We start from the raw sequence: 22215 nt of genomic DNA, 5'->3' as shown, positions 1-22215 counted from the left end.
AGGAGCACGGGATGGGGACAGTCAATCATGAATTTCGGAAAAATGGAAGAGGAATATTTTTCAGAAGCGGACTGGACAGGGGTGATCGTGTTGAGCGGCCTGATGAAATAAGTTTGTCCGCGCATCCTCACAGCACATGTTGCTGGAAAGCGCAGCGCCGTCGCGCCATGATCCGGGAATGCCCACGGGTCACCGCAACCTGCGCGGGTACTGAACGCGCCGCCCTGGCATTGATCGCGAGGAAGGTTGTGGCGGAGCAACCGCGTCATGTTGATGGCCCTGAATTCCCGCCGCTGGCGATCGTCTGACACATGACCACCGACGCATTTGATGCTGGGGGACGACAGCGACTGTGTCCTGTCCGCAACGTCATCGGTTTTTGATAGTCGCTCTATTCCCCCTAAGGTTGCGGCTATTGTTCCCCAGATCGGCCCCTGCTACCGCTAGTCAACAACAGTAGGGGTGCTGTGGGGGCTCAAATGGACTATTTGCGTTGGATGGCCACCTGGCTGGCCATCCTTGGAGGGGCGTGTCTTGGCGGGTGTGCTGCGCCGCTTGCGGTCAACAATGTGACCGACATCAGGTCCAGCACGGGCAGCCGAGGAATCGACGTCTACGAGCCGAAGCGCCGAACCGACACAAGCGTGCCCGAGTTCGCGGGTGACCAGCTTGTGGAAGTGCGGACGTTTCACAATCCCGGCGGAGGAGGCGAGGTCGAGATGGCCGGGGCCTCCTGCTCACTGGAAGCCTCCGGTTTCAGCGCAACCATGACGAGCCCCGCGAAGGTGCGCGTGCCGCTCTATCGCGGACAGTCGAGCACGCTTGCCGTGACCTGCCAAAAGCCCGGCTATCAGAAGCGGATGATCACGGTCGCGCCCTTCGATGCGACGCGCCAGGCTCGTCTGGCCAGCGGCGTCAACGGCGGCATCCTCGGTGCGGTCATCGTGGCAGGCATCGATGCCGCCGCCGACAACACGAAGAACGACTGGCGTTATCCCGTGGCGAAGGTCGTGCTGGAGGCCGATCCCTCTGGCAGGTAAGGGACGGATCTTTCGTTACTGGGGCGGTTACGGCAGTTGCGGAAACAGGGCACTAACTCATTCGATCGCCTCTCGAGATCACAGGTTCGGGGCACGATAGTGCCGGCCACAATTGAAGAATGGTCGGTGATTGCCGCCTCTGCGGAGGAGATTTGGCGTCGGATCGTCACGCTGCGGGGACCAAAGGCGATCGAGGCTGAAGCAAGTCCGAAACGCTCCAGACTGCGCTTCGCCAGACGGGACCTGAACCCCGGGAGTAGACGACCATGAGAGCCCTCGCGCTGATTCCGCTGATCGCCTGCCTAGCCGGCTGCGGAATGATCGACGCCGTCCAGAACGGCCTTGCCTACAGCCGCGCCGTCGAAGCCGACCTCCTCGCCGAAACCGGTGTCCGGCCCGCGGTCGGCTTCAACTGGAATAACGGCACCCTGACCTCCGTCATGGTGACGTTCCCCAAGCTCTACACGGCCAAGCCGCTGCCGGAGCTATCGGAGAAGGTCCGCGCCGCCGTGCTCAAGGAGTTCAAGCAGAGTCCGAAGCAGTTGGTGCTCGGGTTTGCGGTGAATGGGTGAGGGGGGCGGGACTGCTGCATCGCCCAAGGTCAACAGAAGTCTAGTGCAGTCCAGCACTGTCACCGTAAGTCCCAGTTGTTTTGACAGCCCTCTGCTCCTCGCCTGTCAGTCTGGCGATAATCTCGGTGAAGGTATCAGAGATCAGAAACTCCGTCATGGGCGCGGCCAGAGTGATACAGCAATTTCGGCCAAGGACTTCGAGCGCGCATCAATATTGCTGAATTTGAAATTCGACAGCTTAACTAACTCTTGCGTAAGCTTTATCGACGACTCCTTATAAGCAGTCTTCTTTCGTCCAAAGGGGTTGTTGGATGCTCCGATATTGAGGGGGCCGGCAAAGAGCGTGAGATTTCCGATCCGATCTACGTACTTCGAATGCGCGGATTCGGCATGGTTGCCGAGATAGGCAACCCAATCGCCGTATTCGTCCTTTGCCTTCTTGGTCTTAATCTTTTGGGGCATGATGTGTTCGACGTGAACATCATCAGAGCCCAGCACCTGCAATTCTTCATGTTCGCCGTGCTTCGCAATTTCTATCTTTTCCAGGCAATACCGCGCTCGATCAATTAGGTTCGCCGAAAAATGGGCGTCGGCAAATTCGGTGCGGAATTTGTCATCCGTCGGACACAATTCACGATAGGCTGCCTTGGTCGATTCGACGGGATTTTTGGGTGGGTTTGCACAAAGCCGTGCGAAAAGAGCTTCAGTGTCGTTCGACCGCTCTCGACAGACGTGCCGGCGGAGCACGAAATTCTCGGTCAGCTTTAATATTTCCCGGAAGTCTTTATCGCTGCAGCCGTTGGCCCGCAGGTGCATAAGAAAGCCGTACGTTTGGACCGCCTTGATCATTTGCAAATTGCGAAGATGGCGATCGATACGCTTGTCCTTGGTTCGAGCGAATATCAAAGCGCTGTAAACCTCGGAACACAATGTTAGTCGCGATATGAACTCACTAAACTCAACCTTCTTGAGGGTGGGCGATTGAGCGGCAGCGACCTCAGCTAACACAGCATCAGCATCAGTAATGGCGCCATCTTCGTCCTCCTCATCCTCAGAATCGTTATAAAAGCCGTGCTCAGGAAGCGCCTCCGCTTCCTTCACCTGTTTCATGAAAAGGCCTTTGAACTCGGCAATAACCTCTGACGTCATTACTCTGCGTTGGAGAGTCGCCATCAAGAAGTAGCGAAAGAACGCGTCAGAGCTTGTTCCATCCAAGTTAATTAGCAACTTACTCCAATGTTTGCGAGCCAGTTCAAGCGAATCCGATCCGATTCTAGCGGCATTGCCGAGCAGAAAATTCTTGACGATGTCCGTCGGACTTAGTTTCAGGCCACGATTGTTGATCGTCTCGAACAGCTTAAAAGCATCTTTGGCATTACCAACATCGAGCCTAATGATGACCGCTTGATTGCGGAGCATGTAAAGAAATTCACGAACATCTTTCAATGAGGCGTCGGCGACCCGCTCGCGAACAAAAATGAAAGCACTAGCCAGATTCTGATTTTTGACGCCCGCTATTTCATCTCGCCGCAAATGCTGTTCAAACTCATCTGCATCAATCGATTCAAGTGCAATTTTCTTGACGGAAGTTCCGCTAAGCGGCTTTGCGTTCAGAAGCCGGCCTATATCGAACGCTTCGTCCGATGTTCCCTCTGCTTCGAGACGCTCTCGAATGCACTCGAGAATAATACTTACGGTAGTGAGCCGTTGCTGTCCATCGACCAGCTCAAGTTGATTTAGGCCAGCTTTATGATGGCCGGCCAAGCAAACGATGCTGCCCAGCAAATGAGTGTCGCCATTTTCGATTGCGGCGATGTCGTCCATAAGCTCGCCTACTTGACGTTCATGCCATGAATATCTGCGCTGGTATGTCGGGATGACATACTGCTCGTTCGTGGAGCCGAACAATTGATTCAGTGTAAGTGATGTCGGAGTAATCTTCATTGTCAGCTCCAAGCAGTTGTCAGGAAACGTTCTATCAAACGAGCCAGAGTTGCCGTTCAGCCAGATCGCGGTCTCCACGCCTCGATCTGGCTGAAGAACGGGCGCACGCCTCCGGAATCGTCGTGCCGCCAATGCTTGAGCAGGCGGCCGGGATTACGTTGACAGTGCACTTAATAATTCCGCCGGGTGGGTTACGGGAGACTCATGAAGTCGCCCCGGATCAACTTGATGATCCGATGATGCCCTTGCGCTGCAAGTCGTCAAAAATGGCCGCGACTGCGCTGGAGGCGTTTGCGCCATCGCCGACGAACAGAAGGCCGCCGGCGTTGACCTGACCATTTCCAACCCAGAGGTTTCGTCCTGTGCTTGCCTCAAGAAGCCGCGCCGTGAACGTGGTCTGACGCTTGTAGCGGTAGGTCGGCGTCGCGGTGGCAACCACCATGCCTGATGACGTCCCATTCATGGATATGGTCGACGTGTTGCCGAAGGTGTTGACGGTACCGATCGAGCTCGATGTTCCGGTGTATTGGCCCGACAAGATCGTCCCGGCGTATTGTTGCTGCACACCGCTATCGCCCACGCTGATGACGAGAACGCCTTCGATCGCGTCACGCGCGAGTCCCTGCTGAACCTCGGTATTGGTGTAGGTCCGTGTCGGTGGGAACAGCATCAGCGCGTCGTCAGCAACGACGCCGCGTTTCCGCGCCTCCTCGGCGATGTTGGTTTGGATGCTCGTGACGAGCGGGCCGGGTCCAGAGACGTAAGCGACCATGCGGCCGATCGGCTTCGCCGGCAATTGTCGGTCGGCATATCCCTGCATCGATGTCGCGATGCAGCCCGACAAGGCAATGGCAGCCAATGGAATCGCGACGACTGTTCTTGCCCAATTCATCGAAACGCCCCGGCAATAAATCAAAGACTGCAACGCTCGATTGTGCCTTGGATTGGCCGAACAAGCCAGTCGGCATGTGGACAACCTTACGCCGTCGTCATCCCAAAAAACCGCATCACGGTGGCGGTGCACAAAAATGGAGCTATGCGGCGCCACTTCCGACGCACAGCCCCTGACGCCGATGGTGGCTTGATGATCAGGCCTTGTCCTGTGGGAAGCGCGAGAATAGTGACGCCATGCTGAGAGGCCCAAGCGTCGAATGCACGCTTCTGGGCCTCGTAGCGAACGAAACCATAATCGTCGAGCAGAACCGGGGCGCCTGGCTGCAGCTTGCTCCAGAAGTGGTCGATGGCCGCGATCTCGGGCGTGACATTGTTCATGTCGATCGACAGATATGCGACGGCATTGATGTCGACGGTCGACAGGCTCGATGGGACACTGCCACGAATGATTTCGACGTTGTTGTATTCGGAGAAGTTGCGAACGGCATCCTCATAGATGTCGGTCTTGTACATCTCTCTGAAGTAGCCGAGGTTGCCGCTTGCGACCTCATCATCGGTGACGAGGCGCTCGTCGACACCGGTAAACGTATCAAATAGAAAAAATCGACGTTGGAGGTTGTTCCAGTCGAGATAGTGCATGATTGAAGAGCTGAGCATGCCGCGACAGACGCCGCATTCGACGAAATCGCCGCCAAGGCTGACGCCGATGCTGGCGCACCAGAGCGCAACATGCGCCCGCCAGAAATAGCGAGGCTCATAGCCCTCGGCGGCGGCGCCACGTTCGTAGGCGGCGACGAAGCGGGGATCCCGCATGAAGTCATGGTTGTGCACGATCGCGGGATCGGTCCGCAGTCCCGCGTAGTCGTATACGGGCGTGTAGAGCCGGGGGCCGGCAACGTCCGGAGTCGAGGGCTCGCTCGTGTTGGTGCCGTCGTTCGCTCCGGCCAGCTGCAGCTTGAGCTTGATGAGCTCGGTCGACATCTCACGAAGCGCCAAACTCTCGCGCTGCAGGTTCTGGAGATAGCTGGCCGATACCGTCTCCGTCGGTTCGCTGGCTTGCGAATCCGTTCGGACTTGATCCTCACCTTCGTTGTCCTGCTCGCTTGCATGTCCATTGCGGGCCGACGAGACCAGCTGATGGAGCGTGGATTGGCGAATGAGTTGGAAGCCGACGCCGTTGAGCAGCCGGTTGATCACGGCGCCATAGCTTGCAGACATGCTGGCTCCACTGGCGCGAACGCCTTGCCAAAAAGGCCTTACCGGAATTCGATAAAAATGACTTGCGATACCGTTGGTTGTCGACCTTAGCACCCTGGTTGCGCAGACTGCAATTCTGGCAGACGTGGAGGTGCCGACATGATCGAGCTGACGCGCGAGAGCGGACGCGCGGCGCGTCTGACCGCGTGATTCGGCAGCTTCTTCGTTACATCGCCTGGATGGAAGAGAACATGGAGACGTCTCGCCAGGTTCGTACGAGCATCGTAGCCAAGGAAATGACTGAGGATCCAAAGCCGCGTGAGGATCGAGGGCGTTCGACTCATCGAATATGAAATCGAGTTCCGATCGAGACCCATTCAGGCCGCCGCTTACGGGCGATCTAGGCCACGCATCGTCTTACCGATGTTCCGACGTGGCCAAGGGAGGCGTCTGCCAGGCTGACTATTCGATCGTTCGGGATCTTGGTGAGCGCGCCGGGACTCGAACCCGGGACCCCATGATTAAAAGTCACGTGCTCTACCGGCTGAGCTACGCGCTCGCTTCCAAGAAGCGGTGCGACGGCAGGGCCGTCACTGTCCGGATCGTCGGCAGGTACCCATCGGAACGCTTGCGGCGTGGCCGTGGTTCACTGCGGCATGAGATCGGGGCGGCAAAAAACCCCCACCTTGGGCCGCATGCTGTCGTGGGCGCTGTGTAGGGGGTGGGTCCGTTCCGGTCAATAGGGCGGGCGGGGGAAACCACGGGAGATCGACGGTCGTTTCGGGCGCGGCGATGACGGGGCCGTCGCCCGCCATGAGCCGCCGTCGGCGCTCGACAGAGCGACGGCGGAGGCGACATGCGGGGTCTCTCGGGCCGTCGCGATGAACCCGGATGTCGCTGCCGCCTGCGCCCTTCGGGCCCAGGCGTCCGCTCATCCGGGCTACGCGGCCTACGCTTCCGCAGGCCTCGCTCGGCGTTACACCTTCTCTGCCGCCTTCGTTGCCGCCGCGCTCAGCGGCGCCGGTTGCATCCCGGGCCCCGCCAGCTCGGGCACCCAGACCGGGCGCAGGCCGATCAGCTCGGCGGTGCGGACGGTGGTGTAGCGCCAGAACTCGAAGGAGTTGATGCGCGACATCTCCAGCAGCGCGATGGCGACCGCTGAGAGGAACGGCAGGCTCTCCAGGATCAGGACGGCGGCGAAAATGTAGAGCTCGGTGATGGCCAGCGTGTTGGTCACGATCAGGATGGTGGCGCCGATCAGGAGCAGGGCGCCGATCACGGCCTCCCAGAACGCCTGGAACTCGATCGACATCCGCGACAGGCCGCCCTTGGACGTGCGGGCGAACGCCAGGTGCTCGGTGATCAGGCCCTGCGCCACGGCGCGGCTGACCGTCCACTGCACGCTCATCGCCGCGACCATCGCGCCCAGCATCTGCCACGGCTTCACCGCCACCCGCAGCCGGTAGAGGATCAGGAAGTGAGCGAGCGAGACCACGAAGGCGGCGAGGATCGGGATGGTCAGGATCTTGTCGGGAATGGCGATGCCGGCGAAGGCAACGATCGGCGTCCAGATCAGGTTGAGGATCGCGACCACGACGCCGAGGCTCTCGGCACCGAGCCAGTTGAGCCAGCCGAGCGAGAACTCGCGCTTCTGGTCCGAGGTCAGCCGGCTGTGGCCGGGCAGGAAGCGGCGCCAGTGCTTCTTGACGATCTGGAAGCCGCCATAGGCCCAGCGATGGCGCTGCTTCTTGAACGCCTCGTAGGTGTCGGGCAGGAGGCCCTGGCCGTAGCGGGTGTTGGTGTAGTGGGTCTGCCAGCCGAGCTCCTGGATGGCGAGGCCGAGATCGGTGTCCTCGCAGATCGTGTCGCTCGACCAGCCGCCGGCCATGTCCATCGCCGCGCGCCGGATCAGGCACATCGTGCCGTGCACGATGATCGCGTTCTCCTCGTTGCGCTGGACCATGCCGATGTCGAAGAACCCGGCATATTCGCCATTCATGATGTAGTGCATCAGCGACAGATCCTCGTCGCGATGCTCCTGCGGCGCCTGCACCAGGCCGACGGCGGGGTCGGCGAAGGCCGGCACGAGGTCGGAGAGCCAGTCCGGCGTCACGACATAGTCGGCGTCGATGATGCCGATGATCTCGGCGTCGACAGCGGTGCGCTCCATCGCGATGCGCAAGGCGCCGGCCTTGAAGCCCTTGACCTTCTCGGCGTTGATGAACTTGAAGCGCTCGCCGAGCATGCGGCAGTGATCCTGGATCGGCTGCCAGAACGCCGGGTCGGGCGTGTTGTTGATGATGCAGACGACCTCGTAGTTCGGGTAGTCCAGCCGCGCCAGCGCATCCAGCGTCTGCTTCATCATGTCGACCGGCTCGAAATAGGCCGGCACGTGGATCGAGACCTTCGGGCAATAGCCCTCCGGCATGGCGGCGCGGTCGCGCGCGGCCTTGTCGCGGGTCAGCAGACGGCGCGGCTCGCGGCCGAAGGCGATCGCGGCGATCTCCTCGATGCGGGCCATCGCAATGAGGATCAATGGAACCAAGAGGATCAGGCCGAGGGTCAGTGCGAAGGTCGAGCCCCAGACGAAATAGTGCACGTTCCAATAGGCGAAGACGTTGGAGACCCAGGCACCGACGCCATGTGCCGTGATGGCGAGCATCATCGCCTGCAGCACGGTCGGCTGGCGCAGCCGCACGATCGGCAGCGACAGCAGCACGCCGACCAGCAGCGCGATGGCCGCGAGCTGCCAATAGTCGGGATTCACGATCGGGCCGGTCCAGGCGAATTTCGCCTCGCGCGCGGCATTGAGGACGCCCCAGTAGGGGCCGACGCCGCCTTCGAAATATTTCCAGGGCTGATCGATGGCCTCGACGATGTTGTATTCCATGCCGATCGAGGCGGCCTGGGCGAGAAAATTACGCAGCACCTTCGCCTGCCGGAGCGGCCCCGGCACGGCGGGGCCGCGGTTGTCGCCGCTGCGGCTGTAGCCCTGGCTCGGCCAGCCGAACTCGGCGATCATGATGCGCTTGCCGGGGAACTGCTTCTTCAGGAGCTGATAGCGATCCACCGCCTGATCGACGGCCTGGTCGTCGGTGAAGAATTCCCAATAGGGCAGCACGTGCGCGGCGATGAAGTCGACATTGGCCGCGAGCTCGGGGTTGTCGCGCCAGCTGTTCCAGACGTCGCCGGTGGTGACGGGCACGTTGACCGACTTCTTCACGCGCTTGATCTTCTCGATCAGCTCATCGACCTTCTGGGTCGCCGTGAGGATGGTCTCGTTGCCGACCACGATGCCGATGACGTTGCTGTTGCGGCGGGCGAGGGTGATGGCGGACTGGATCTCGCGCTCGTTGCGGTCCGGATCCTTGTCGATCCAGGCGCCGAGCATCACCTTCAGTCCGGCCTCCGCGGCCAGCGGCGGCACGATCTCGAGGCCGCCGGTAGAAGAGTAAAGCCGGATGGCCCGCGTCATCGTGGCGAGCTTCTTCATGTCGGCGCGGATACGTTCCGGCGAGGCCACGGTGTTGGCGCCGGGGGCTCCGGTTCCTTCATGCGGATCGTAGGAAACGCTCTGCAGCAGGCCGGTGAAATTGGGGGCCTCCTGCTTGTCCTGCAGCAGTCCCCAGAGGGCGGCGTGCACAGCGGTGACGAGGAGCAGGACGGCGACGACGGCACGCATTGGAGGGGCAACCATTCCTAGGATCAAGTCAGCGGCGAAGCGGAGCGGTCGATCGCCGTTCCATCTCGGGTATGCGATGCTACCGGGAGCACGTTCACGCGTGACGTTCGACGACGAACGACGAAGGCGGTCATTCTCACACCGTCACAGCCGAAGGCCGCGACATCATATGCCATCCCAACAGAGCCCAATCATGCTGAACGGTGCCTGAACCGGGGCGAGGCTCAAGCGCGCGTCGACGACCTCGATCGTATCCTGCCACGTGATCGGAGCGCTGTCATGCGCACGCCACGCATGGGGGGCGGTCGCCGGGATCGTGCGTCCTGCCTGCCTCAGGCGCCGGTCACTTCGCCGGAGGCTGCGCGGGCGAGGGCGAAGCCTGGGGGGCGGGCTGCTGCGTCGGCGCTGGCGACGCCTGCGCGGCCGGCGTCGCTGCCGGGCTCGAGGCTGGGCCCGGCGCAGGCGCCGCAGCCACCTGCGGCTTCGCGTCCGGATTGATCCAGCAGGTATGGACGTGGTTGTTCAGCGAGTTCGGCACCTTCGGATCGATCTGCGGGATGAATCGCGTCAGGCAGCGGAAGGCGGCCTGAACGTGGCCACCGGGGCAGCCGAACCGGTCATAGAGATCGAGGTGGCGGAAGGCGGTATCGAGGTCGTCGTTGTACATCAGCTGGACGACGCGGCGGCCGAGCCAGACGCATTCGGGATTGCCGGCCGGGCCGCCACTGAGCGCCTGGGACGCTTCGGTGAATTCGTCGGCCTTGCGCTGGTTGTCCCTCGACACGTCGGCCGGATTGGCCGCCTGCGGCTTTTGGTCCTGGGGATGGTCGCTGCCGCTCTGGGCGAGGGCGCCGGGCGCGCCGATGAGGAGCACGAGGCCCAGAGCCGCGGACAGGCGCGAAACCGAAAACTTGGACTTGAGCACGCGTCGACCCATAAATTCCCCGATTGTTGCCTTCGTGCCGTCCCCTGACGGACGCAGTGGTGATGCCGATCAAATCGGCCCCGATTGCGGCGGGAGATTGATTCCGACTGTCGCGGAGCGTTCCTGACGGGCGCTTGCGCAGGGCCGAGAAACCTGGTTGCGACGGCCGGGGTCAACCGGGATTCCCAATGACCGGAATCTCGGAATTTGTCCAGCAACGTACCAACTTTCTCGCGTCATCGTAAAAGGGTGATTTGAAGCGGGTCCGCCAAGAGTGCCGGAGGGCTCGGCCGATCGCCTACTTGGCAGATCGCCGCCGACCGGGTAATCGACACCACCCTGCCTGGAGACACGGAACTGAAATCCCTTCCTACGCCGCTGGCGCTTCTGCTCATATCCTTGGGTGTCATCGCCGCCGCGTGGTGGTGGCTGGCCCAGCCGATCACGCTCGCGCGCGCGCCGATCGAGCTCGATTCGAAGCTGCAGTGCGTGTCCTATGCGCCGTTCCGCGGCCAGCAGAGCCCGCTGGATCCGACCACCCATATCGACGCCGAGCAGATCGAGCAGGACCTGGTGCAGCTCGCCAAGATCTCCGAATGCGTGCGCACCTATTCGATCGAGAACGGCCTCGACCAGGTGCCGGGAATCGCATCCCGGGTCGGCATCAAGGTGATCCAGGGCATCTGGCTCGGCTCCAACAAGCTGAAGAACGAGCAGCAGATCGCGATCGCGGTCGACCTGATCAAGCGCTATCCGAAGGTGATCACGGCGGTCGTGGTCGGCAACGAGGTGCTGCTGCGCGGTGAGATGACGACCGCCGATCTCGCTGCGACCATCCGCAGCGTCAAGGCCCAGGTCCAGGTCCCCGTGACCTATGCCGACGTCTGGGAGTTCTGGCTGCGCAATCGCGAGCTCTACGACATCGTCGACTTCGTCACGGTTCATATCCTTCCGTATTGGGAGGACATGCCGGTGCGCGCAAAATTCGCCGCCTCCCATGTCGACGCCATCCGCCAGCAGGTCGGCGTCGCCTTTCCGGGCAAGGAAATTCTGATCGGCGAGACCGGCTGGCCGAGCGAGGGGCGGATGCGCGAGGGCGCGCTGCCGTCGCGCGCCAACCAGGCGCGGGTGGTGTCGGAGATCCTCAGCCTCGCCAAGCGCGAGAACTTCCGCGTCAACCTGATCGAGGCTTATGACCAGCCGTGGAAGCGCAAGCTCGAAGGCACGGTCGGCGGCTATTGGGGCCTGATCAGCGACGATACGCGGGCGCTGAAATATCCGCCGGGCGAGCCCGTCAGCAACTATCCGCTGTGGAAGCTGCAGATGGGCGGCGGCATGATCCTGTCGTTCGTGGTGTTCCTGGCCGGGTGGCTGACGGTGCGGCGCCGGCCCTGGCCGCCGCACGTTTCGGCCTGGATCGGGGTCGGGTTCTCCGCGACGACAGCGGGCGCGCTGTTCGGCATGGCCGCGGACAAGATGTTCTATGAGAGCCTCGGTGTCGGCGGCTGGCTGCATTGGGGGGCGCTGCTCGCTGCCGGCGTCCTGGCGCCCATCCTCAGCGCCAACGCGGCGATGGCCGGGCGGCCGTTGCCGACCTTTCTCGACCTGCTCGGACCGAATGACGGCCGCAAGCAGTTGAAGATCACCTACCTGCTGGGTCTGGTCCTGGTCGTGACGGTGCTGATCGCGGCCGAGACGGCGCTCGGCTTTGTATTCGACCCGCGCTACCGCGATTTCCCGTTCGCGAGCCTGACCATGGCGGTGGTGCCGTTCGCGATGCTGCTCGGCAATCGTCCGGCGCAGGGCGCGCGCCCGATCGCCGAGGCCAGCTTCGCCGGCCTGCTCGCGATCTCCTCGGTCTACGTGATCTACAACGAGGGCCGCGACAACTGGCAGGCGATGTGGACCTGCGCGATGTATCTGCTGCTGGCGTTCACGCTGTGGCGGGCGCGGGCCGCGCAAAGCCGAGGATGAGCAGGCCGATCGCCAGCCCCGACAGCACGATGTTGTAGAGCACGATGCCGAGGCCGGCGGCGATCAGCCCGCCGGTCAACAGCACGATCGACGGCCGCATCACGTGCAGCACTGCAATCACCAGCGCGGTGGCGCCGAATACCGAATTCTTGAACAGCGTGGTCGCGACCGCCCGGCTCTTGCAGGCCAGCGTCTGCAGGCCCGCATCGCAGGCCAGCGCGACGCTCGACAGCTCGATCGCGAGATAGCGCAGATAGAGGGCATAGCCGACGGTGACGAAGCCTATGATCAGGAGCCATTGCACCTGATAGGGCGAGAGGCGGAACGGGGTCTTTTTCATGCGCGGGACTATGCTGCGGAAAGGATCGTCGGACAAGCCGCAAAGCCGGTTCGCGGACTGCTTTCACAATCCGTCCCAACCGGCTTTGGCTGCACGATGATTTGAGGCTCAGGAGCGGCGGAAGAACGACGAGAGCGCCGACGGTTGCTCGGGCTTGGGCGCCTCTGCCGGCGGCGGCGCCGGTGCTGCTGCTGTGGGCGGCGGCTCCTCGCGCTTGCCGTGGCGCTGCTGCTGGGCCTGCGGCTGAAACGTGCGCCGGCGCTGCACCGGCTTCTGGGCGGCAACCGCGGGAGCGCCCGGCTTGGCCGCCTCGGCCCCCTCCGGCTCCTCGCGGACTGCGAGGCGCTGGCCGTCATAGACGGTGGTCTCGCAAGCGCGCCGGCTCTCGGCGAGCACCGCGCAGATCTTCGCCGCCGTGGCCGCGTCGCCCAATGGGCCGGCGCCGAGTCGCAGCTGCATGCCCGGACCGCTCCGGCCTTCCTTCAGGATGATGATCGGCCTGAGCGAGGCGAGGTCGGCATGGGTCTTCACGAGATCCCGCCACAGCGCCCGCAATCCTCCGAGCGAGCTGGCCGCGCCGAGATCGACGGCGAATTCGGTCTTCTGGACCGCCGTGACCGTGACGTCCGTGCTGTCATTGCCCTTGGCGGCGGCCTCTGCGGGCTCAGCCTTTGCGAGCTTGTCGGTCTCGGCCGGCTTGCCGGCCGGGTCCGGTGCGCCACCAGGCGGCTGGGAACCGGTCGCCGCGACGGCGGGTGCAGGCGGGGTCGGCGACAGAGCGGCGGAGACGGACGATGACGAAGCACCCGACAGCCCGGCCGACATCGGCCTGGACTGCTCCTGTTTCGTCTTGTCGGCGCTCGCGGCAGCCGCCGGGGAACCGGGCTGAGCCGGATTGATTCCGGCGGCCCCGTTGGGAATCGGCATGAACGGCGACGCGTTCGCGTAGGCCGGCAAGGGGCTGGACGCCGCGGAACTCGATGGGGCCGCCACCGTGGCCTGGGACTCCACGGCCGCGATCTGCGGCGCGGGTGCGGCTTTGCCGCCGGGGGCGGGATTGGCGGTTGCCTGGGCGCTCTGCTTGGCCAGCGCGCCGGTCACCGAGTCCAATCCCTGCTCGAGCACGGTCACGCGCGCGTACAGCCGGTCGCGATCGGTGTTGAGCGTCTCGATGGCCGCGCCGAGCTGGCGCGCCTCGCCTTGCGTCTCGCGGGCCAGCGACTGCAGCAATTGTGCCTGGCGCGACAGATCGGCCGCGGAAACACGGTCCTGCCGCCATCCCTGTGCGGCCTGATTGGTGAAAACGGCCAGGCCGACGGCGCCGACGGCGCCAGCCCCCCACCAGCCGAGCCGCCACAGCGCGCGGCGATCGAACTCGTTCTCGTCGGCAAACAGTCCGGACAGAGTCGCCCCCGTCTTCTCAGCTCCATTTGTGCCGGCGGATTTGCGGGAGTCCTTAGCCATGAACCTGCCTTAATCGAATCACGAAGCGAACATTAACAGGAAAACCACCAGGGGCTTCAGCGGGTGCGGTTTGCCCCGCGCAGAAAACGCATTATGACAGCGCGACCTATGCGCTCCCTTCATTCCAGGTGTTTCATGACCGCTCGATCCAGTCTGACCATCGTGCTTGCGGCAGGCGAGGGCACGCGGATGCGCACGAGCGTCCCCAAGGTGCTGCATCCCATCGCCGGCGAATCATTGCTCGCGCACGTCCTGGCGGCGGCGCCGCAAGGCGATGGCGCCAGCATCGCCGTGGTGGTGGGGCCAGGGCACGAAGCGGTCGAGAAGGAAGCCAGGCGCCTGCGGCCCGACGCGGATATCTTCGTTCAGCGCGAGCGGCTGGGGACGGCGCATGCGGTGCTGGCGGCGCGGCAGGCGATCGCGCGCGGCGCAGACGATCTGCTGGTCGCATTCGGCGACACGCCGCTGATCACGGCCGAGACGTTCGCGCGGCTGCGGGCAGCGCTCGTGGAAGGCGCAGCGCTCGCCGTGCTCGGCTTCCGCGCCGCCGATCCGACCGGCTATGGACGCCTTCTGCTCGACGGATCGAAGCTGGTCGCGATCCGCGAGCAGGCCGATGCAAGCGAAGCGGAGCGGGCGATCACGCTGTGCAATGCCGGGGTGATGGCGATGGACGGCCGTCGCGCGCTCGCGATCCTCGACAGGATCGGCAATGCCAACAGCAAGGGCGAGTACTATCTGGTCGATGCGGTGGCGATCGCGCGCGAGCAGGGGCTCGAGGCGGTCGTGATCGAGACCTCCGAGGACGAGGTGCGCGGCGTCAATACCAAGGCGCAGCTCGCCGAAGCCGAGGCGGTGATGCAGAACCGGCTGCGCCGCGCGGCGATGGATGCAGGCGTGACGCTGGTCGCGCCGGAGACCGTCTACCTCGCTGCGGATACCACGTTCGGCAAGGACGTGACCATCGAGCCGTTCGTCGTGATCGGCCCCGGCGTGTCGATCGGCGACGGCGCGGTGGTGCATTCGTTTTCGCACATCGTGCAGTCCAAGCTCGGCCGGAACAGCCTGCTCGGGCCGTTCGCGCGGCTGCGGCCCGGTACGACACTCGGAGACGGCGCCAAGATCGGCAATTTCGTCGAGGCCAAGGCCGCGGTGCTGGAGGCGGGCGTGAAGGTCAATCACCTGTCCTATATCGGCGACGCCCATGTTGGGGCCAATGCCAATATCGGTGCCGGCACCATCACCTGCAACTATGACGGCTTCAACAAGCACAAGACCAATATCGGCGAGGGCGCTTTCATCGGCACCAACACCTCGCTGGTGGCGCCGATCACCATCGGCGCCCGCGCCTATATCGGCTCTGGCTCGGTGATCACGCGCGACGTGCCCGATGATGCGCTGGCGCTCGAGCGGAGCCCGCAGACGACGCGTGAGGGCGCTGCGGCGCGCTTCCGGAATGCCAAGCAACGCCACAAGAAGTGAGCTGAGAAATCAGCCTTCGTCGTCCTGGAACTCGGCGAACATCGCACGTGTCAAACGCCACCCGCGGCGGGTGGCGTGCTTGACGGGCTCGTTGGCGCGATGTTTGATCGGCATCGGCTTGAGCTCGCTGCTCAAGGCCGGCGGCGGCCAGTGCGCCAGATGGCTTCCGGAGGTCGGATGCGACAGGCTCAGCGGGCTGGTGCCTTTGGGATCAGTTGGGCGGCGGCTATAGGTCATGGCGTCCTCTCCGACGCGACAGTCTCTGCGCGAAAGCGTTGACCGGGCGTTAAGTGCGCTCCGAACCGGACCTCCGCATCAAACCGGAGTTGCATGCAGGCCCTCGGTTAGGGCTCCCACTTAACCCTGTCGCAATCCGCAATAATTATTGAATCCTGAAAGCGCGCCGTTTTCGTTAAGACAATGCCACGCTTTTGAATCTCTCTCGACGATTTGGGGACTAGCGCTGATGTGCGGAATCATCGGGATCCTGGGACGCGGGCCGGTTGCCGAGCATCTCGTCGATTCCTTGAAACGTCTCGAATATCGCGGCTACGATTCCGCGGGCGTTGCTACGCTCGAGGGCGATCATTTGGACCGGCGGCGCGCCGAGGGCAAGCTCAAGAACCTGCAGAAGCGGCTCGAGCAGCATCCGCTGAAGGGGCACGCCGGCATCGGTCACACGCGCTGGGCGACCCACGGCAAGCCGACCGAGAGCAACGCGCATCCGCATGCGACTGACAACGTTGCCGTGGTACATAACGGCATCATCGAGAATTTTCGCGAACTACGGGCCGAGCTCGAAAAGCAGGGCGCCAGGTTCGCGTCGGAAACGGACACCGAGACCGTCGTCCATCTGGTCAACTCCTATTTGCTGAAAGGCCATTCGCCGCAGCAGGCCGTGGCTGCGTCGCTGCCGCAATTGAAGGGCGCGTTCGCGCTGGCCTTCCTGTTCAAGGGTCATGGCAACCTCCTGATCGGCGCGCGCAAGGGCTCGCCACTCGCGATGGGCTACGGCGATGGTGAAATGTTCCTCGGCTCGGATGCGATCGCGCTGGCGCCGTTCACCGACACGATCAGCTATCTCGATGATGGCGACTGGGTCGAGATCACCCGCGACTCCGGCATCATCCACGACGCCTCGGGCGCGGTGGTGAAGCGCGACGTGTTGAAATCCGGCGCGTCGTCGTTCCTGGTCGACAAGGCCAACTATCGCCACTTCATGGCCAAGGAGATCCACGAGCAGCCGGAGGTCGTCGGCCATACGCTGGCGCGCTATGTCGACATGGGCACCGAGCGCGTAGTGCTGCCGGCGCGGCTGCCGTTCGACTTCAAGGACATTCAGCGCATCTCGATCACCGCCTGCGGCACCGCGAGCTACGCCGGCTTCGTCGCCAAGTACTGGTTCGAGCGCTTCGCGCGCGTGCCGGTCGAACTCGACGTCGCCTCGGAGTTCCGCTATCGCGAGGCGCCGCTGCGCCAGGGCGATCTCGCCATCTTCATCTCGCAGTCCGGCGAGACTGCCGACACCCTGGCGGCGCTGCGCTATGCGAAGTCGCAGGGCGTGCACACGCTCTCCGTCGTCAACGTGCCGACCTCGACGATTGCGCGCGAGAGCGAGATCGTGATGCCGACGCTCGCCGGCCCGGAGATCGGCGTTGCCTCGACCAAGGCCTTCACCTGCCAGTTGATGGTGCTCGCGGCGCTCGCGATCGCGGCAGGTCGCGGCCGCGGCGAGCTCTCCGAAGCCGACGAGACCAAGCTGGTGCATGGCCTGGTCGAGGTGCCTCGCCTGATCGCGGCGGCGTTGACGACCGAGCCGCAGATCGAGAAGCTCGCCCGCGAGATCGCGAAGTCGAAGGACGTGCTCTATCTCGGCCGCGGCACCTCCTATCCGCTGGCGCTGGAAGGCGCGCTGAAGCTGAAGGAGATCTCCTACATCCACGCCGAGGGGTACGCCGCCGGCGAGCTCAAGCATGGGCCGATCGCGCTGATCGACGAGACCATGCCGGTCGTCGTCATCGCGCCCTATGATCGCGTGTTCGAGAAGACGGTGTCGAACATGCAGGAGGTCGCCGCGCGCGGCGGCAAGATCATCCTGATGACCGACGCCAAGGGAGCCGAGGAGGCGACCGTGGACTCGCTGGTGACGATCACCATGCCGGATATGGCCGCGACGTTCACGCCGATCGTCTACGCCATCCCGGTGCAGCTGTTGGCCTACCACACCGCCGTGGTGATGGGGACCGACGTCGACCAGCCGCGCAACCTCGCCAAGTCGGTCACGGTGGAATAGGCAAACGTCCGGCCCGGCGGATCGGTCGGTTCGCTTGATCACGGGGATCGGGATGACCCTCAACACCTGGCTGCTGTTCTTCGTCACGTCCGTGGGGATCTCCCTGACGCCAGGCCCGAACGGCCTGCTCGCCTTGACGCACGGGGCGCTGCACGGCGGACGCAGGACGCTGTTCACGATCGCGGGCGGCCTGATCGGCTTCATCCTCGTCATCGCGCTGTGCATGTTCGGCATCGGTGCGCTGGTGCAGTCGTCGATCACCTGGCTCGTGGTCCTAAAATGGGTGGGCGGGCTCTATCTCGCATGGCTCGGGGTCAAGTTGTGGCTCGCGCCGCCGGTGGGCGTCGATCTGGCCGACCAAGCCGTGACGGCCAGAGGACACGCGCTGTTCCGCCAGGGTTTCCTGACCGCGGCGACCAACCCGAAATGCCTGCTGTTCTTCAGCGCGCTGCTGCCGCAGTTCATCGATCCCGATCGCAGCCTGGCGGTGCAGTTCGCCGTCGTGGCCGTCACCTATACGGTGACCGAGTTCGTCACCGAATACGCCATCGCCAGCGCGGCGGCCCAGGTTCGCCCCTGGCTCGCGCGGGTTGGGCGGCGCTTCAACCAGGTCTGCGGCGGCATCTTCGTGGCGGTCGGGCTGGCCTTGCCGCTGCGCAGCGCCTAGGGCGCCGCGTTCGGCCGTCCGCGTCGCAATTCGCCGCCACGGACCTGAAGCACCTTCCGCCTGAAATGGGTGTCCGGCTGCCGGGCCACAGGTCAGCGGCAAAGCGCGCATGTGTAGGAAAGAGGGCCTTTGCCCTTCAAAAATCTGCTAAGACCCTTAGCTGAGATTTGATCCGACCCGGAAGTTCGCATGAGTTCCCGCGACGACCTGCCGCCAGAGACCGATCCCTTGGCCGATGCTCCGGCCGAGACGCCCCACCATGGGCTGATGTTCCGGTTTCGCAACTATTTCCTGACCGGCCTCGTCGTAGCCGGACCCGTCGCCATCACGCTCTACATCACGTGGTGGTTCGTGACCTGGGTGGACGGGCTGGTCCGGCCGTTCGTGCCTCTGGTCTATCGTCCGGAAACCTATCTGCCGTTCGGCGTGCCCGGCTCCGGCCTGATCGTGGCCGTGATCGGACTGACGCTGCTCGGCTTCCTGACGGCCAACCTGATCGGCCGCACCCTGGTCGACCTCGGCGAGCGGCTGCTCGGCCGCATCCCGGCGGTGCGGGCGATCTATCGCGGCCTCAAGCAGGTGTTCGAGACGCTGTTCTCGGGCAAGGGCTCGAGCCTGCGCCGAGTCGGCCTGGTCGAGTTTCCGTCGCCGGGCATGTGGTCGATCGTCCTGATCTCGCAGCCGCCGAGCACGGAGATTGCGAGCCGCCTGCCCGGTGACGACGAGCAGATCTCGGTGTTCTTGCCGTGCGCGCCGAACCCCACCACGGGCTTCTTCTTCTATCTGCCGCGGAGCAAGATCATCGAGGTCGACATGAGCGCCGAGGACGCGGCGACGTTGATCATGTCATGCGGCGTGGTGCAGCCGGGATCCGACCAGCAGAAAAAGGTCGCGGCGCTGGCCAACATGGCCAACACCGCGCGCCTCGCCAACGCACCCGCGCAGCCATCGCCGCATCGCGAGCCGGAGCCGGCCAAGGCGGACTAGGCTGAAAGGCCGATTGATGCGCATGGCCGGCCACCCGCGGAGGGGCTAGGCCGCATCCTGCGGAACGAACACGCGCAGGCGATGCCCGTCCGGATCGAGCGCGACGAACGTCGTTCCGAAATCCATCCGCGTCGGCGCTTGCGCGATCGAGAGTCCGCGCGCCTTCCAGTCGTCGTGCAGCCTCTGGACCTCGCCGGCATCGCCGACCGCGAACGCGACCTCGGCGAAGCCTGCGGCGCCTGTCGCTGTCGGCTCGACCGTGTGCCGCGACCACAAGCCCAGCATGACCCCCTCGCGCAGCGGCAGCATGGCGAACGTCGGCGATTGTTCGATCACGGGCCGGCCGAGCAGATCCGCATAGAAGGCGGCGCTCCTCGGCGGGTTGTCGACGTAGAGGATCAGGAAATTGAAGTCGGGCATCGTCGTTTCTCCGGTGGCGGCGCCGTCTGCAGCGCTTCAGCCACACGACTAGCCGAGCCCTCTGCCAGATTCTGTCAGCAGCCTTCGTGAGCATGGTCGGTGGCGGTCCGGTCCGCCCAGCGGGCAAACGTGCGCATCGCGGCGCTTTGCACTGCATGATGATGCGGGGAAAGCACAGCCACGGATGTCGTCGTTCCTACAACCAGCGGGCGGTGGTGTTTCGAATGGTCACCATGGAAACATCGGGCAAACAAAAGTAAGGCGTTGGGGAGGCGCGTAGGATGCCTGTGAGTAGGACGACATTGTTGTGCGCGGTCGCGCTGTCCGCAGCGTCCCTGCAACTGATGGGGCCGGCAGCAGCCCAGACCACCTATACGCGCATTCAGGCATTTGGCGACAGCTACGCCGACACGGGCAATCTCTGGACCTTCACCGGCGGCGCCGGCAAGCTGCCGCTCTATCCCACCGGCCGCTTCAGCGGCGGCACGAATTTCGTCGACACGACCTCGGCGCTGCTCGGCATTCCCCAGCTCAACTACGCGATCGGCGGCGCCATGGCCGGCAACACCAACGTGGTGGCGCCCGGCATTCCCGGCTTCTTCCAGGAATGGAGCGGACTGACGGGCTTCTCCGGCAGGATCTCGTCGACCGACCTGGTCGAAATCTCGGTCGGCGGCAACGATGCGCGGGCCTATTACCGCGCCGGCGGCTCGCTCGCTGGAGCGCCGACGGCCGCGGCCGTCACGGCCCAGCAGGCCATGGCCGGCATCAACGCGCTGGTCGGGGACGGCGCGCGCAGCATCGTGTTCACGGCCGGCGATGTCAGCACCTTGCCGGAGGCCGTAGGCAACGCCAATGCCCCGGCCGGCAAGGCCTACAGCACGACCTATAACAGCCTGATGCAGCAGTCGCTCGCTGGCGTCGCGCGTTCGGGCGTACGTGTCGAGTATGTCGACACCGGACTGGTGGGGACGCTAATCCAGGCCAATCCACAGCGCTATGGCTTCACCAATGTCGGCGCCTGTCCGGTGGCGTGCATCGGCAATCCGGCGCTGCAGAGCCAGTATCTGTTCTATGTCGACGGCGTGCACCTGACCTCGCACGGCTTCGAGGTGCTGGGCCAGTACATCGTCAACCGCCTCAACGCGCCGCTGACCTTCGCGCCGCAGGGCGAGGTGGCATCGATCACGGCGATGGGGTTTGCCTCGACGCTGTTCGGCAAGCTGGATCAGTTCCGCGAGACCACCGGCTTCGCGCCGTCGACGATGAATTCCTTTGCCGCCGTGACGAAGGCGCCTTACGCCAAGTCCCCTTACACCAAGGCGCCGCCGCTGGCGCCGGTCAGCCCATGGTCGTTCTACATGCAGGGCAATGGCGGCGTCAGCGACCGCCAGGGCAGCGCCGCCTCGAACGGCTTCAATCTCGACAGCATCGGCGGCACAATTGGTGTCGAGTACCGGCTGTCGGCGAACTCCATGATCGGTACCGCCTTCGACTATTCCAATCCGAAGGCGAGGCTGTTCAACAGCGCCGGCACCACGGATGCCAACTCCTATCAGTTCGGCCTCTACGGCGCCTGGGCGAGCAGCAACCTGTTTGCCGAGGGCCTGGCGACGATCGGCCGTCAGGACTATCGCAACACGCGGCCGGGCGTGGTCGACACCATCATCTCCAGTCCCGGCGGCACCACCTTCGTCGCGGCCGGGAAGGCCGGTTACCTGTTCGACGCAGGCACGGCGAAGCTCGGCCCGATCGGCGGGCTGACCTATGCCCGCGCCCGTGTCGACGGCTTCACCGAGACCGGCGATCCTGCGCTGACGCTCGCGGTCGGCTCGCAGACCGCCGAGACCCTGATCGGCAGCGTCGGCGTGCAGCTGCGCACCCCGTTCCAGGTGCAGGGCAACGTCATCAATCCGTACCTGAACCTGACGCTCGATGACGACATCATCGGCAACGGCCGCCTGATTCAGTACAACGCGACCTCGGCGCCCGTCATCGTCAACAACTGGACGGTTCCGAACGGCACCTCGCACAACGTCTACGGCCGGGTGAGCGCCGGCGTTGTGGCGCCATTCTGGAGCAATGTGGCGCTGACGGTGAATGTGTCGCGCACGATCGGACGCACGGGGGGAGACGATTTCTTCGGCAGCGGAGGCTTGAAGATCGCGTTCTGAGGGTCTGCCGCGGCAGCCAGCGTTCTCGGGGGCTCTGAGGGGCGCTGGCGTTGCGGCCAAGGCGAGGGCAGCCCGGAAGGGCTGCCCTTCGTTTTCGTGCCTTCAGTTTTGTCATGGGGTGGGCATAGTTTTAGAGACCATCGTTGGAATCGGAGCGTCA

At 63.9% G+C, this 22215-nt stretch carries 17 protein-coding genes and 1 tRNA gene; 8 read left to right on the top strand and 10 right to left on the bottom strand.

All coding sequences use genetic code 11. The features are described 5' to 3' along the window. The first annotated feature begins 479 nt into the window (after window positions 1-479). Both QX121_RS02300 and QX121_RS02295 read left to right on the top strand, forming a co-directional pair. Window positions 480-1040, top strand: a complete 561-nt coding sequence (locus QX121_RS02300) for a hypothetical protein (protein ID WP_315811064.1) — start codon at window positions 480-482, stop codon at window positions 1038-1040. Between the two features lie 266 nt (window positions 1041-1306). Continuing rightward, complete coding sequence (locus tag QX121_RS02295) at window positions 1307-1612, top strand: hypothetical protein (RefSeq protein ID WP_315811063.1); 306 nt, start codon at window positions 1307-1309, stop codon at window positions 1610-1612. Window positions 1613-1765: 153 nt separating this feature from the next. Here the strand turns inward: QX121_RS02295 and QX121_RS02290 are convergent, their stop codons facing one another. The 6 genes from QX121_RS02290 to QX121_RS02265 all read right to left on the bottom strand — a co-directional run bounded on the left by QX121_RS02290 (window position 1766) and on the right by QX121_RS02265 (window position 10266). Then, entirely contained in the window at window positions 1766-3556 is a 1791-nt protein-coding gene (locus tag QX121_RS02290; RefSeq protein ID WP_315811062.1) for a DUF262 domain-containing protein, read from the bottom strand. A gap of 220 nt (window positions 3557-3776) precedes the next feature. Beyond that, entirely contained in the window at window positions 3777-4448 is a 672-nt protein-coding gene (locus QX121_RS02285; protein ID WP_315811061.1) for a hypothetical protein, read from the bottom strand. An 86-nt stretch (window positions 4449-4534) separates the two neighbouring features. Then, window positions 4535-5668, bottom strand: coding sequence for a TylF/MycF/NovP-related O-methyltransferase (locus tag QX121_RS02280; RefSeq protein WP_315811060.1), 1134 nt, complete (start codon window positions 5666-5668; stop codon window positions 4535-4537). A gap of 462 nt (window positions 5669-6130) precedes the next feature. Beyond that, a tRNA-Lys gene (locus QX121_RS02275) sits at window positions 6131-6206 on the bottom strand. A gap of 417 nt (window positions 6207-6623) precedes the next feature. Next, complete coding sequence (locus QX121_RS02270; protein WP_315811059.1) at window positions 6624-9329, bottom strand: glycosyltransferase; 2706 nt, start codon at window positions 9327-9329, stop codon at window positions 6624-6626. A gap of 343 nt (window positions 9330-9672) precedes the next feature. Beyond that, a complete protein-coding gene (locus QX121_RS02265; protein ID WP_315774716.1) occupies window positions 9673-10266 on the bottom strand; it encodes a beta-1-3, beta-1-6-glucan biosynthesis protein in 594 nt (197 codons plus the stop codon). A gap of 381 nt (window positions 10267-10647) precedes the next feature. On the opposite strand from QX121_RS02265, the gene QX121_RS02260 reads away from it, so the two are divergent. After that, on the top strand, window positions 10648-12228 hold the full coding sequence (locus QX121_RS02260) for a beta-(1-6) glucans synthase (protein WP_315811133.1): 1581 nt from the start codon (window positions 10648-10650) through the stop codon (window positions 12226-12228). Here QX121_RS02260 and QX121_RS02255 read toward each other — a convergent pair. Continuing rightward, window positions 12188-12568 carry a hypothetical protein gene (locus tag QX121_RS02255; protein ID WP_284416120.1) on the bottom strand — a complete coding sequence of 127 codons (381 nt, stop codon included), beginning with the start codon at window positions 12566-12568 and terminating at the stop codon, window positions 12188-12190. The genes QX121_RS02260 and QX121_RS02255 overlap by 41 nt on opposite strands. A 108-nt stretch (window positions 12569-12676) precedes the next feature. Further along, window positions 12677-14032, bottom strand: coding sequence for a hypothetical protein (locus QX121_RS02250; protein ID WP_315811058.1), 1356 nt, complete (start codon window positions 14030-14032; stop codon window positions 12677-12679). A gap of 135 nt (window positions 14033-14167) precedes the next feature. Here QX121_RS02250 and glmU point away from each other — a divergent pair, with 135 nt between their 5' ends. Continuing rightward, entirely contained in the window at window positions 14168-15514 is a 1347-nt protein-coding gene (gene glmU, locus QX121_RS02245) for a bifunctional UDP-N-acetylglucosamine diphosphorylase/glucosamine-1-phosphate N-acetyltransferase GlmU (RefSeq protein ID WP_315772133.1), read from the top strand. A 9-nt stretch (window positions 15515-15523) separates the two neighbouring features. On the opposite strand, the gene QX121_RS02240 is transcribed toward glmU, so the two are convergent. Further along, window positions 15524-15751 (bottom strand): hypothetical protein, encoded by a 228-nt coding sequence (locus QX121_RS02240; RefSeq protein WP_315811057.1) that lies wholly within the window; start codon window positions 15749-15751, stop codon window positions 15524-15526. 229 nt (window positions 15752-15980) lie between these two features. On the opposite strand from QX121_RS02240, the gene glmS reads away from it, so the two are divergent. From glmS to QX121_RS02225, 3 genes are all read left to right on the top strand, one after another. Then, window positions 15981-17807, top strand: coding sequence for a glutamine--fructose-6-phosphate transaminase (isomerizing) (gene glmS, locus QX121_RS02235; protein ID WP_315797383.1), 1827 nt, complete (start codon window positions 15981-15983; stop codon window positions 17805-17807). Window positions 17808-17859: 52 nt separating this feature from the next. Continuing rightward, a complete protein-coding gene (locus QX121_RS02230) occupies window positions 17860-18474 on the top strand; it encodes a LysE family translocator (protein ID WP_315785352.1) in 615 nt (204 codons plus the stop codon). A gap of 189 nt (window positions 18475-18663) precedes the next feature. Then, window positions 18664-19461 (top strand): DUF502 domain-containing protein, encoded by a 798-nt coding sequence (locus tag QX121_RS02225; protein WP_315737899.1) that lies wholly within the window; start codon window positions 18664-18666, stop codon window positions 19459-19461. A 45-nt stretch (window positions 19462-19506) separates the two neighbouring features. On the opposite strand, the gene QX121_RS02220 is transcribed toward QX121_RS02225, so the two are convergent. Next, window positions 19507-19881, bottom strand: coding sequence for a VOC family protein (locus tag QX121_RS02220; RefSeq protein WP_315757431.1), 375 nt, complete (start codon window positions 19879-19881; stop codon window positions 19507-19509). Window positions 19882-20162: 281 nt separating this feature from the next. Between QX121_RS02220 and QX121_RS02215 the strand changes: the two genes are divergently transcribed. Next, a complete protein-coding gene (locus QX121_RS02215) occupies window positions 20163-22055 on the top strand; it encodes an autotransporter domain-containing protein (protein ID WP_315811056.1) in 1893 nt (630 codons plus the stop codon). Window positions 22056-22215 lie beyond the last annotated feature (160 nt).

Origin of the sequence: Bradyrhizobium sp. SZCCHNR2028 (assembly GCF_032380995.1) — a bacterium.
GTDB lineage: Bacteria > Pseudomonadota > Alphaproteobacteria > Rhizobiales > Xanthobacteraceae > Bradyrhizobium.
Note: the sequence above shows the minus strand (reverse complement) of the source record. Positions and strands in the feature narration are given on the sequence as shown.